We start from the raw sequence: 12,807 nt of genomic DNA on the forward strand, positions 1-12,807 counted from the left end.
TATCGTTATAGGAAGAGTCTGTCACCCTGAGCCGGCGGCCCTCCCCTCACAGTGTGAAGCCATATTGGCGGCATCTGAAAAGTATCAAAAGCAGCGGCAATGATCGGCTTTCACTGCGGCCTGGGCGCAGGGTTCATAACGACTCTAACGAATGGCGCATTGGAATAACAAGCAAGGAAACCGGCTTTTAGACTAAAGAATAATGGCTCAAAAACCATAAGGGCCACCAAAGGAGCCCTTAATAAAAAGCCTGCCGATGACGGGATCATGGCAGCAAAATGGACGATATAAGATCAGCCGCGGGATATTCTCAGGCTGCCTTTTGCAGTTGCTGCATTCTTTCCAGTAAGGCCAACATGACCCCCTGGCGGCGCATATTCTGCAGGACACCCGGGCTGAAACGCTCTAAGCGCGCCATGGCACTGAGCAGCAAGCGGCATTCATACAAGGAAGCATCGGCGATATATTCAGGCCTGTCGACCATATGGCTGTTTTGATACCAATCATCCCAACTGAACTCGTTGAGCAGCATGCCTTGGCGCTTCATTTCAGCAACAAATTTATGGACTGTCGCGGGGTCGTAATCCAGTTCCCCGCGGGCAAAATCATGACGATAGGTTTGATAATCAGCAGTTAAAGCTGTCAGGCTAAGTGAGGCCATAGGCGACTCCTAATCTTTTACATCGATTATCACAATAATGCATAATCTACCAATCTAATGAAGTCAGTCTGCCCTTGCCTTACTGAATAAGTGCTTAACAGGCTGGTAAGCTTTTCTGGTAAAAACTCTCAAGGAGTGCCAGCATGAAGTACTGGTTGATGAAATCCGAACCCGATGAATTCAGTATCGACGATCTACAGCGGGTCAAGGTGGAACCCTGGTGCGGGATCCGCAATTATCAGGCCCGCAACTTTATTCGCGATGAACTGCAAATCGGCGACGCCATTTTGTTCTATCATTCCAGTTGCAAAACGCCGGGCGTGGTGGGCACTGCCAGAGTCGTCGGAGAGGCCAAAGCCGATACCACGGCCTGGGATCCTGAGTCACCCTACTTTGATCCCAAGTCGAGCCCAGAGTCACCGCGCTGGTTCCAGCTGGATATCGGCTTTGAACGTCAGTTTGCCAGAACAGTTAGCTTGAAAGAGATCAAGGCAGACTCGCAGCTCGGACATATGTATCTGGTACAAAAAGGGGCCAGGCTGAGCGTGCAACCGGTCACAGAGCAGGAATGGCAACGTATTCTTCTACTCGCAGGAGAGAAACTATGACAAACAAATTATCCAAAACCTTGGTAGCAATCAGCCTGGGAGTCCTGCTGGCCAGTCCGGCCGTTTTGGCCAAGCAGGATAAAGACCATAAAGATTTACCCCCTGGACTGCAAAAGAAAGCCGCTCGGGGTGAACCTTTGCCTCCAGGTTGGCAAAAGCGTTATCACAGGGGCGATATTCTTGATAATGATATTTATGCTCGCGGCCGAGTAGTTGTGCCCCTGGGCAATGATGGCCTGATAACGGTCGACATTGAAGGCACACTATTCAAGCTGCACGACAAGACCCGCAGGATCATTGAGATCCTGGAACACTGATACCCTTATCAAGAGCCCTAAGTTCAAAAGCAAAAAGCCATGGTGGAAACCATGGCTTTTTTGTTTGCAAAATGAGTTAAGCGCTTGACTGCTTTTCTTCGCTGCTATCTTTACCTTAATCTTTACTGCTACCTCTGCCGGTAGTTTCGCCAATAGCGCTTTAGCGCCCATCCAGCATACGGCCAATTCCGCCAAGCACTGAGCCCTCGCCCCTGTCACTGCCACCGGCGGAAGGCGCATGGGCAATGATCCTGTCGGCCATACGGGAAAACGGCAAGCTCTGCAGCCACACTGTGCCATGGCCTGAAAGTGTCGCCAAAAATAAACCTTCACCACCAAACACCATGGATTTGAGAGAGCCGGCCCTCTCGATGTCGTAATCGATGCCGTTGGTAAAGCCCACCAGACAGCCGGTATCCACTCTCAGGGTTTCGCCCTTGAGCTCTTTACGGATCAAAGTGCCACCTGCGTGAATAAAGGCCATGCCATCACCCTTGAGGCTCTGCAAAATAAAGCCTTCACCGCCGAAGAAACCGGTTCCCAGGCGCTTATTGAACCTCATGGTCACCTGGGTACCCATAGCCGCGGCCAAGAAACTGTCTTTCTGTAAAATGAGTTCACCACCGACCTCATCGAGATCGATTGCCAGAATAGTGCCGGGATAAGGTGCGGCGAACGACACCCGACGTTTGCCCTGGCCCTGATTGCTGAAATGGGTCATAAACAGGCTTTCACCTGTCAGCATACGTTTACCGGCCCCCATCAACTTGCCGAAAAAGCCCGAATCCGGCTCTGAGCCATCGCCCATCCGCGCTTCAAAACTGATCCCTTCCTCCATGTAAGTCATGGCACCGGCCTCGGCTATCACGGTTTCACCGGGATCCAGCTCCACCTCAACCAGCTGCATGCTCTCGCCCTTGATCTCATAATCCACTTCATGGCTGTTCTTGCTCATTGAAACTCCCCCTCAATGGTTTAGGGTCTGAATGACCTGGCACTCAGTCTATGACATAAAATGTCAAAACGGCAAGTGAGGAGGTGGATGTAATTTGAGTAAAAAGTAACAGAATGCTTCAACCCAAACCGCTGGCGTTATCCCCTTGAAAGCGCTCAAACTCCTCCAGAATCAGCGCGGTAAACAGCCTTCCTGCGCGGCCAAGAGGTCGCTCCAACGTCGACACCAACTGAGGAATAAAACGAAAACGGCTGCCGCCGATAAAGTCCAGCTCACATAAATCACCACCAGCCAGCTCTTCGGTTATCAGGAAATCCGGCATCCAGCCAAAACCCAGGCCCTTGAGCAAGGCGTTCTTTTTCATGATAAAACCGGAGAGATAAAAGACCTTGTCGCCGCCAAACTGCAGCTCATCGCGCTGACTCTTGACCGGTGATGAGTCTTCGATGGTAAGCTCCACATGTTGCTGCAATTCGGACAGGGTTATGCCGCGGCGCAAAGTCAAGGGGTGGTCTTTACCTGCCACCAACACGCTGGTGATAGCAGGCAGGGGCTTGGGGTGGTAACTGGGGCCACTGCGATAGTCTTTCACCAACATAAGATCGGCGCTGTCGCGCTCAAACCTGTGTTGTACCCCACCGAGAAACTCCATATTGAGCTGGATTTTGGTCGGTATCTTATGCTCTGTCATGCGCTTGAGGGCGGTCATGATAGGCTCCATCGGCAAGGCGCCGTCTATCACCAGCTCCAATCTGGGCTCCCAGCCCTCACTGAAACGGCTGGCCAGATGCTCTATATTGCCAAGATGCGCCAGCAAACGTTGTCCCTCGGCCAGAATAACCCGCCCTTCGTGAGTCAGCTCGGCCCGGTATTGATTACGGTCAAGCAGATTAACGCCAAGATATTGTTCCAGTTTCTTTATCTGATAACTCACCGCCGACTGCGCCTTGTGCAGACGCTCTGCCGCCTTGGCAAAACTGCCCTCTTCCACCACCACCTTAAGCACATTGAAGGCGTCGATATCGATACGCAAGGTTTACACTCCTGTAAATCCAACAAGACAATCAAATTTTTAGATTGAGTATGCCGAATAATTATTCTTTTTTTTGTACAAGCGCGCAACTAAATTGAAAGATAGATCACAAAAACGGCTCATTTGCGCTGCCAGCGACCGGCAATTCCGGCAGAAAAGAGTGCAAAGAGAACAAGAATAACAACAGTGGCCGCCGAAGGTTCCCAAAGAAGGTTAACAGCAAGCGCCACCAAGGAAGAGTCAGATGCCATTTTATGTAAAACAGGGGCAGGTTCCCAACAAGCGCCATATCGCATTTGAGAAGCCATCCGGTGAACTCTACCGTGAAGAGCTGTTTTCAACCCATGGCTTTTCCAATATCTATTCCAACAAGTACCACCACAATATGCCTACCAAGGCGTTAACCGTTGAGCCTTTTGAGCTTAGCCATGGTGAAGTGTGGCAGGACTCCCTGGTACAGAACTATAAGCTGGACAGCAAACAGGCCGACAGGCAGGGGCATTTCTTCTGTGCCCGCAACAAGATTTTCTTCAATCAGGATCTGGCGATTTATACTGCCAGAGTCACCGAGGATACCGAGTTGTTTTACCGTAATGCCTACGCCGACGAGGTGGTATTTATCCACGAGGGTGAAGGCGAGCTCTTAAGTGAATACGGTAAGCTCAAAGTACAAAAGTGGGACTATCTGGTGATCCCCCGCGGCACCACCTATCAATTGAAATTCAAGGACTACAGTAATGTGCGCCTGTTGGTGATCGAATCCTTCTCCATGGTGGAGATCCCCAAACACTTTCGTAATGACTATGGCCAGTTGCTGGAGTCGGCGCCCTATTGCGAGCGGGATATCCGGGTACCCGAACTGACAGAGGCCAGGGTCGAGCAAGGGGAGTTCCCACTGGTCAGCAAGTTTGGCGACAAATATCAACTGACTCAGCTGGAATGGCATCCTTTTGATCTGGTGGGTTGGGACGGTTTTGTCTACCCCTGGGCCTTCAACATCACAGAGTACGCACCCAAGGTAGGCAAGATTCACCTGCCCCCCTCAGATCATCTGGTGTTTACCGCCCACAATTTTGTTATCTGCAACTTTGTTCCCAGACCTTACGACTTCCATCCCAAGGCGATCCCGGCACCTTACTACCACAACAATATCGACAGTGACGAGGTGCTCTACTATGTGGATGGCGACTTTATGAGCCGCACCGGCATAGAAGCCGGTTACCTGACGCTGCATCAAAAAGGCGTGCCTCATGGGCCACAGCCCGGGCGCACCGAAGCCTCCATCGGCAAGAAAGACACCTATGAATACGCCGTTATGGTGGACACCTTTGCCCCGCTGCAGTTAACCACCCATGTGCAGAGCTGCATGAGTACTGATTACAACCGCTCCTGGCTCGAACGCTGAGCCCGGAAACAAATATCCAGCAAGGCCATCAGAGAATGGCCGCAAGCAACATCATTGAAGAGGACATAGAAATGGCAAGCGAAAAGAATCCACTGGGACTGCTCGGTATCGAATTTACCGAGTTTGCAACCCCGGACAGTGATTTCATGCACCAGGTCTTTATCGACTTTGGTTTCTCCATGCTGAAAAAAGCCAAGGACAGGGAGATTTTCTATTACAAGCAGAACGACATTAACTTTCTGCTCAACAAGGAGCGTCAAGGCTTCAGCGCCGAATTTGCCAAGCACCATGGCCCGGCCATCTGCTCCATGGGGTGGCGGGTAGAAGATGCCAATTATGCCCTGCAACTGGCGGTATCCCGCGGCGCCCGCCCGGCGGATCAGGCCCACACTGATCTGCCCTACCCGGCAATCTATGGTATAGGCGACAGCCTGATTTACTTCATCGACCGTTTCGGCGAGCAGGACAACATCTACAAGACAGACTTTGTCGACCTGCCTGCCCCTGTGATAGTCCCTGAAAAAGGCTTTATGGAAGTGGATCACCTGACCAACAATGTCCACAAGGGTACTATGGAACAATGGTCTGATTTCTATAAGGATATCTTCGGATTCACCGAAGTGCGTTATTTCGATATCAGCGGCGTACAAACCGCCTTGGTCTCCTACGCCCTGCGCTCTCCCGATGGTAGCTTCTGTATTCCCATCAATGAGGGCAAAGGTGACGACAAAAACCAGATTGATGAGTACCTGCGCGAATATAACGGCCCGGGCGTGCAACATCTGGCGTTCCGCACCCGGGATATCGTCGCCTCGCTCGATGCCATGGAAGGAACCTCAATCGAGACCCTGGACATCATCCCTGAATACTACGACACCATCTTCGACAAGGTGCCGCAGGTGACGGAAAACCGTGACAAGATAAAGCATCATCAAATTCTGGTGGACGGGGATGACAGTGGCTACCTGCTGCAGATCTTCACCAAAAACCTATTCGGCCCCATCTTTATCGAGATTATTCAGCGCAAGAACAACCTCGGCTTTGGCGAGGGTAACTTCAAGGCGTTGTTCGAATCCATCGAGCGCGATCAAATGAAGCGTGGCGTGCTGTAACCGATAGCGAAATCACCTTTTTGAGACCGATCTGATGATCGGTCTCTTGTTTTCCGCCTTAGTATATTGAGCGCTGCAATTTTTTACTTTGTCACCCGGTAGGATTTCATTAGACTGATCTCCCTTTTTGAGAGACAGCTGTACCCAAAATGCAAGACTACGCCCTGCTCGCCGCTTTTATTCCAACCTTTTTCTTTGTTTCCGTTACCCCGGGAATGTGCATGACCCTGGCCATGACACTGGGGATGAGCATTGGGGTGCGCCGCACTCTGTGGATGATGCTGGGTGAACTCGTGGGAGTCGCCCTGGTGGCTTTGGCGGCCGTGCTGGGTGTGGCCACGGTTATGTTGAAACATCCAATGATCTTCCAGGGGCTCAAATATCTTGGCGGTGCCTATCTTATCTGGCTCGGCATCAATATGTGGCGGGCCAAGGGCAAGATGGCCAATCTGGACCAACCCCGAAGTATCAAGCGCACGGCGTTGATCTCCCAAGGCTTTGTCACCGCCATTGCCAATCCCAAGGGCTGGGCCTTTATGATTTCCTTGCTGCCTCCCTTTATTAATCTGCAGCAACCTATGGCACCGCAACTAACGGCACTCATCGGCATTATCATGTGTACCGAACTCATCTGCATGCTGGCCTATGCCAATGGCGGCAAGAGCCTGAGGCTGTTTTTGAGCCGTGGCAACAATGTCCGCCTGCTCAACCGGATAGCCGGCAGCCTGATGTTGGGGGTCGGTGTCTGGCTGGCGCTGGGTTAATCGCCCTTTTTGTAGGGTAAGGCCTGCTGCAACTGCGCTTGATACAAGCGGTTATTGCCGGCCTCTGTTTGACAGAAATCGGCTATCGCCTCCCGAAAGCCTGGATGCGCTATGCCATGCAGCGAATAGGTGGTGACACACTCAAAACCGCGGATAAGCTTGTGCTCCCCCTGGGCACCGGCGTTAAAGCAACTGAGGCCGTTCTTGATGCAATAGTCTATTCCCTGCCAGTAACAGGCCTCGAAATGCAGCGCCGGGATCTCCTCAAGTGCGCCCCAATAGCGGCCATAAAGAGTATCTTTCCCCTGCAGATAAAGCGCGCATGCCAGCGCCTGTTGCGGCGTTTCACCCAAGCGGTGAACCAGGAGCAAACGCACCTCGGCCGCCATCAACTTACCGAGTTGCTTGAAAAAGTCGGGCTGAAGATATCCCCCATGGCCGGAGCGTTTCAGGTAGGTTTGCCGATAGCAGCGATAGAAAAGCTGCCAGTGCCAATCTTGCAGCTCATCGCCCCTGAGCCAGACAAACTGCAAGTCAGCCAAGGCGCGGCGCTCTTTGAGAATATTCTTGCGCCGTTTCGAGTTGAGCCGCGCCAAAAAATCATCAAACTGGCTGTAACCCCGGTTAAACCAATGAAACTGCGTGCCTTCCCGCACCAAGGTCTGGGGCAAATGCCGCAATGAATCAAGTTGCCCCTTGCTGACAAACAGCCAATGCCAGGAGGAGTAGCTTTCGAGCAGTTGCCAAAACAGTTTCGCCAGCGCCTGCTGGATATCAGCGGCCGCAGCCCTGGCCTCAGGCGCTATCCCGAGTCTTGGGCCGCTGACAGGCGTAAAGGGAATGGCGCAGACCAGCTTGGGATAATAGGCTTCACCGTGGCGCTGATAGGCATCGGCCCAGGCCCAGTCGAACACATATTCGCCCCAGGAGTGATCCTTGAGATAGAGAGGCATCACAGCCAAACGCCTGTCGTTGCAAAACAGCTGTAAATGCATGGGTTGCCAGCCGGCTGCGGCGCAAACACTGCCACTTTGCTCCAGCGCCTTCAAAAAAGCATGCCGACAAAATGGGTTGTCCGGCTCTGTTTGGCCATCTTCAGCCAGACACAGATCCCACTCGGCGGCGGGGATCTCATCAATGCCGGCGGCAAAACGCCACTGCCAGTGCTTATTGTCCAAATGTATTCCATATGCCGAGGCAAACTTGCAATCAAGGATAATTGGCGGCACATTGCATAGCAACTTAAGCAAAAGCAGTATAAGGAAATATAGTGCGTCTGATAAAACCGCTGATCTTCGCCGTCGCTCTGGCTCTGCCTGCAGCATCCCCCCTGATTTACAGCCCACAAGTTACCGCCAACGAATCCTCGATTTACAGTGAAATGGCCACAGCCCAGCCCGTTTGGGCCAAGCATGGCATGGTTTCCAGCCAGGAGGCACTGGCTTCCCGTATAGGGGTGGATATTCTCAAGCAAGGCGGCAACGCAGTAGATGCAGCTGTGGCCGTGGGTTATGCCCTGGCAGTGACTTTGCCCCGGGCCGGCAATATAGGTGGCGGCGGTTTCATGCTGGTACACCTGGCGAAGGAAAACAAGACCATAGCCATAGATTATCGGGAGATGGCGCCTTCCAAGGCCCACAGGGATATCTTCCTTGATGACAAGGGCAATGCGGTCAATAAACTCAGCCGCGAGCACGGCCTGGCGGTAGGCGTTCCCGGCACTGTGATGGGCATGGAGCTGGCCCTGTCCAAGTATGGCACCATGAAACGGGAACAAGTGATAGCCCCGGCGATCAAACTGGCGCGGGAAGGGATCAGCGTTACTTCAGATCTGGCCAACTCCCTCGATGGAGTTAAGCGCCGCATCTCCCAATGGCCAAGCTCTGCCGCCATCTTCTACAAGGCTGATGGCAGCAGCTTTGTACCGGGCGAAATCATCAAGCAACCTGAGTTGGCTCACTCGCTGGAGCTGATTGCCAAACAGGGCAACAAAGGATTTTACCAAGGGGAAACCGCCGAGAAACTGGTGAGTGCCATTCAGGCCGCCGGCGGCATCATGACCCTAGAGGATCTCAACAACTATCAGGCCATAGAGCGCCAGCCGGTGCGCGGACACTATCGAGGCTATGAGGTGGTTTCCATGCCGCCGCCATCATCGGGTGGCATCCATATCATAGAGATCCTGAACATTCTCGAGCAGTACCCCATCCATGATCTGGGCCACAACACCGCCGCCACTTTGCATCTTATGGCCGAGGCCATGAGACGGGCCTATGCCGATCGCAGCGAGTATCTCGGCGATCCGGATTTCTATCCTGTGCCGGTTAAAGCCCTGTTGAGCCCGGATTATGCCAAGACATTGGCCAAGAGCATCGACAGCAAGCACGCCACCCCTTCAAGCCAGGTCAAACCCGGCAAGCTGGCACCCTATGAAAGTGACCAGACAACTCACTACTCGGTCGTGGATAAATGGGGCAATGCGGTATCCAACACCTATACCCTCAACTTCAGTTATGGCTCTGGGCTGGTGGCCGATGGTACAGGGATTTTGCTGAACAATGAGATGGATGATTTCTCAGCCAAACCCGGCACCCCCAACGGTTATGGCCTGGTGGGCGGTGAAGCCAACTCGGTACAGGGCAACAAGCGGCCACTGAGCTCCATGAGCCCGACCATGATAATGAAAGACGGTCAGCCGTTTCTGGTTACCGGCAGCCCGGGTGGCGCCAGGATCATTACCACAGTGCTGCAGATCATCATGAATGTGATTGACCACGACCTGAATATCGCCGAAGCCAGCTTTGCACCGCGGATGCATCACCAGTGGCTGCCGGATGAAATTCGGGTAGAGCGCAGCCTCAATGGTGACACCATAGCGCTGCTGGAAGCCATGGGCCACCAGGTCAAGGTCAAAAGTTCCATGGGCAGCACCCAGAGCATTATGGTGACCGAAGAAGGTAAATTTGGTGCATCTGACCCGCGCCGCGCCGGCAGCGAAGCGGCAGGCTACTGAGCCCAGTTACCAAACCTAAGCGACTGAAAAAACTCCTTAGACAGGTTTCTGAAACAAGGTAGTCAGCAACGGGCATTAAATTCGGCTTAACTCTCATTTAAAACAGTTCCATTTAGAATAGCTCCGCAGATGCCACTCTTGCGGAGCTGTTTTTTTACACTGAACCAAGGTTCACTTTTAACAAACCGGCGGCTTAACCTCAGCGCCTTGGCGTGGGCTACGTGGGCTAAATATGCGCTAATTCAATCCAGAGCTTTCATTTCTGCTACCCGAGAGGCAATTAACAAGCCATCAATAACCCTCTTATTTATAAGCATTTATCAATCCATTCAGGCGGCACAATTCCTTGCTTCTGACAAGTAAAAACTCAGATAGCGGCACTTTTGGCGATTATGACGCCAATATGTATCCAAAATTAAACCACAGCTCAAAATTAAACCTATTACACTGTTTTTAATCAGGAATTTTATGTGAACCCAATCAATTTATCTTTTGTTTATCAAAGTTATCATCTGCATCCCTTTAAATGGAACTTTTGTATCTAAAAAGGTGGATGGGCGTCATCAAGGCGCTCAAATTATTTTGGGATAAAGAATGAAGAAGACGACTTTGCTTGCAGCGTCAATAGCACTGGCACTGGCCGGTTGCGGCGGCAGCGACAACAATGACAACCCCACAACCAAATCATTTTCGGTCACAGCCATTGATGGTTATCTGGTGAATGCCGACGTTTATGCCGGCGAAAACTGCCAAACCAAAGTGGCGACAACCGGCAAAGGCGGTATTGCCCGGATCGATGGCCAATATCAGGGACAAACACAGTGTGTTAAGGCTATTGCCGACAAAACCATGGATGAAAGCCGCGGCTTGGTGAAAAAAACCTTTGAGCTCAAGGCCCCGGCAAGCAAAGATGCCAACAGCCAGGTGATCAGCCCGCTGACCAACTTGGTTGTCAAGCATATGGATGCCAACCAAGGTGTATCCAAGGCAGATGCCGAAAAAGCTGTGTCGGCTCAATTTGCAGAACTTAAAGCCGAACCAGAGCTGCTGTTTGGTAACTATCTGGCCAAGAGCAGTGCCAACAAGGTCGCTCAAGCGCTGAACATTATCGGCGAGACGCTGGTTAGCCATCAGGGCCTGGCTGAAGCGCATCTGCAACTCTTGGTTGAAGATGTGGCTGCCAAGGTGGAAGCCGGTGACAAACTCGACGACTACGAGCCGGTGATCACCCCAGAAGGCGGTGTAGAGTCCAATCACAGGCCTCATATTGCCTTGAGCCAGACTGAGCTGGACAAGCAGACCCAAATTGAAGTGGAACTGGGTCAGCCAATGTCTGCCGTAGATTTGTCAGCCGCTTTTGCCGACCAGGACAACGACAGCTTCACTCTGAGCCTGATGGAAGAAGATGGCAACATAGCACTGGAAACCCTGGGCCTGGCATTCGATGCCAAAACAGGCGTACTCAGCGGCACACCTAAGGTAGCCGGTGAAATAGAGCTGCACGCTTACGCCACCGACAGTAAGGGCGCCCGCTCTTACCCACTGGAAATTGAGATTGAAGTCAGCAGTATCAACCATGCTCCTGTCATCAACCCGGCTGAAAAAGCCGAACTGGAAGCTGAACTGGCACGCATGGCGCTGACAGTGGGCAATCAAATCGATCAGGTGATTGACCTGGATGAGCTGTTTGGCGATCAGGATAAAGATCAACTGACCTTCAGCGCCATGACAGATATGCAAGGTATCGCCCTGAAAATTGAGCAAGGTGACTCATTGCGTTTGTCCGGCAAGCCTCTGGTTGCCGGCGACTTTGTGATCACTGTGACAGTCAATGACGGCAAACATGCGCCTGTGAGAGTCGATCTTAAAGTCAAGGTTGCCGATAACGGTGTCGAACCAGAGCCCAAACATCCGCTGGAAGGCAAAACCTGGTTCACCACAGAATGGGGTTCTGCAAACGAGCACGACGACGGTGTGATGCAAGTATGGTGCGACACTCTGGAGTTCAAAAACGGCTCTGTGCTGCGTAATGTCCGCACTCAAGACAACCTCAGCGAATGCTCCGCTACTGCAACCGTGGAAGTTTCCACTTATATCATCAATGAACTAGGCCAAATGGTGCTGGAGTACGGCGATGATGAAGGTGTTGAACATCAGGAAACCATCACGTTGACCGACGCCATAGCAGGAGTGGGTAAAGGAGCCAAAGTCGCCCAAATGTGGGGCGGTCGCTACACTCTGTTTGCCAACGCCGATGATGTAGAAAAACGTCTGGATATTGAGTCTGATGACGATGCCCAAGGTCGTATGTTTACCGCTGAACTTCCGGCGGCCAAAGAAGCAAGCTATCAGCTCGGTCACCTGACCATGCAGATGACTGCGGCGGATAATGGCGGCGCCAAGGTGGGGCTCTACTTCGATGTGCCCAACACCGACTTCAGTTGTGATGAGGTAAGAGAGTTTTACAACCTCAACCTCAGCTACCAAGGTATGGAATATCGCATTCCAGCCTATCTGTTCCCCGGTGAAGAAAATGGTATCGAATACTGCCAGGCGCAATTCAATATCGAGCAGCCTGTTGTCGGCAAAATTTACAGTGTTATAGGTCATATTACCGAAGAGGATGCCGGTTTGGTGGAAGAGATTAAAGCCAATATCCAATGGACAGGGACAGGCAATAACGATTAAGGCAGCTCAAAGTCAGTGGTTTGACCGAAAAAAGCAATGATACGGCGAACTCAACCCAGCCGGTTGGCAATTTGCTGACCTTTAGTGGTTCGGAACTATGTTTTCCTCGGCTGCACAATAAACGCCAAAAGCGCCCGCCCTCGGGTAATGCCGTTCACTTAGTGTGAACGGCATTTTTCTTAGGCTTAATGGGATACTTGTTTTTACTCATTTTTAACGCACGTGGATAGGCTCTATCCCGTTTCCCATCA

11 protein-coding genes are annotated in these 12,807 nt (G+C 52.0%); 7 read left to right on the plus strand and 4 right to left on the minus strand.

Going from position 1 to position 12,807, the window contains the following annotated elements; all coding sequences use genetic code 11:
* Positions 1-310 precede the first annotated feature (310 nt).
* Positions 311-661 carry a DUF6508 domain-containing protein gene (locus CX651_RS16885; RefSeq protein WP_101057050.1) on the minus strand — a complete coding sequence of 117 codons (351 nt, stop codon included), beginning with the start codon at positions 659-661 and terminating at the stop codon, positions 311-313.
* 143 nt (positions 662-804) lie between these two features.
* On the opposite strand from CX651_RS16885, the gene CX651_RS16890 reads away from it, so the two are divergent.
* Both CX651_RS16890 and CX651_RS16895 read left to right on the plus strand, forming a co-directional pair.
* Complete coding sequence (locus tag CX651_RS16890; RefSeq protein WP_101057052.1) at positions 805-1,269, plus strand: EVE domain-containing protein; 465 nt, start codon at positions 805-807, stop codon at positions 1,267-1,269.
* Complete coding sequence (locus CX651_RS16895) at positions 1,266-1,586, plus strand: hypothetical protein (RefSeq protein ID WP_101057054.1); 321 nt, start codon at positions 1,266-1,268, stop codon at positions 1,584-1,586. The genes CX651_RS16890 and CX651_RS16895 overlap by 4 nt, the downstream gene beginning before the upstream one ends.
* 160 nt (positions 1,587-1,746) lie before the next feature.
* Here the strand turns inward: CX651_RS16895 and CX651_RS16900 are convergent, their stop codons facing one another.
* Positions 1,747-2,541, minus strand: a complete 795-nt coding sequence (locus CX651_RS16900; protein WP_039033374.1) for a TIGR00266 family protein — start codon at positions 2,539-2,541, stop codon at positions 1,747-1,749.
* Positions 2,542-2,659: 118 nt separating this feature from the next.
* On the minus strand, positions 2,660-3,574 hold the full coding sequence (locus CX651_RS16905; protein WP_101057056.1) for a LysR family transcriptional regulator: 915 nt from the start codon (positions 3,572-3,574) through the stop codon (positions 2,660-2,662).
* A gap of 244 nt (positions 3,575-3,818) precedes the next feature.
* Here CX651_RS16905 and CX651_RS16910 point away from each other — a divergent pair, with 244 nt between their 5' ends.
* The 3 genes from CX651_RS16910 to CX651_RS16920 all read left to right on the plus strand — a co-directional run bounded on the left by CX651_RS16910 (position 3,819) and on the right by CX651_RS16920 (position 6,855).
* Complete coding sequence (locus CX651_RS16910; RefSeq protein WP_101057058.1) at positions 3,819-4,979, plus strand: homogentisate 1,2-dioxygenase; 1,161 nt, start codon at positions 3,819-3,821, stop codon at positions 4,977-4,979.
* 71 nt (positions 4,980-5,050) lie between these two features.
* Positions 5,051-6,091 carry a 4-hydroxyphenylpyruvate dioxygenase gene (hppD, locus tag CX651_RS16915; protein WP_045282736.1) on the plus strand — a complete coding sequence of 347 codons (1,041 nt, stop codon included), beginning with the start codon at positions 5,051-5,053 and terminating at the stop codon, positions 6,089-6,091.
* Positions 6,092-6,240: 149 nt separating this feature from the next.
* A complete protein-coding gene (locus CX651_RS16920; protein WP_025011125.1) occupies positions 6,241-6,855 on the plus strand; it encodes a LysE family translocator in 615 nt (204 codons plus the stop codon).
* On the opposite strand, the gene CX651_RS16925 is transcribed toward CX651_RS16920, so the two are convergent.
* Complete coding sequence (locus tag CX651_RS16925; RefSeq protein ID WP_226565030.1) at positions 6,852-8,033, minus strand: GNAT family N-acetyltransferase; 1,182 nt, start codon at positions 8,031-8,033, stop codon at positions 6,852-6,854. The genes CX651_RS16920 and CX651_RS16925 overlap by 4 nt on opposite strands.
* 92 nt (positions 8,034-8,125) lie before the next feature.
* Here CX651_RS16925 and ggt point away from each other — a divergent pair, with 92 nt between their 5' ends.
* Both ggt and CX651_RS16935 read left to right on the plus strand, forming a co-directional pair.
* Positions 8,126-9,868, plus strand: a complete 1,743-nt coding sequence (ggt, locus tag CX651_RS16930) for a gamma-glutamyltransferase (RefSeq protein ID WP_101057060.1) — start codon at positions 8,126-8,128, stop codon at positions 9,866-9,868.
* A gap of 594 nt (positions 9,869-10,462) precedes the next feature.
* Positions 10,463-12,556, plus strand: a complete 2,094-nt coding sequence (locus CX651_RS16935; RefSeq protein WP_101057062.1) for a putative Ig domain-containing protein — start codon at positions 10,463-10,465, stop codon at positions 12,554-12,556.
* Positions 12,557-12,807 lie beyond the last annotated feature (251 nt).

This window comes from Shewanella chilikensis, assembly GCF_002836945.1.
GTDB classification, from domain to species: domain Bacteria; phylum Pseudomonadota; class Gammaproteobacteria; order Enterobacterales; family Shewanellaceae; genus Shewanella; species Shewanella chilikensis.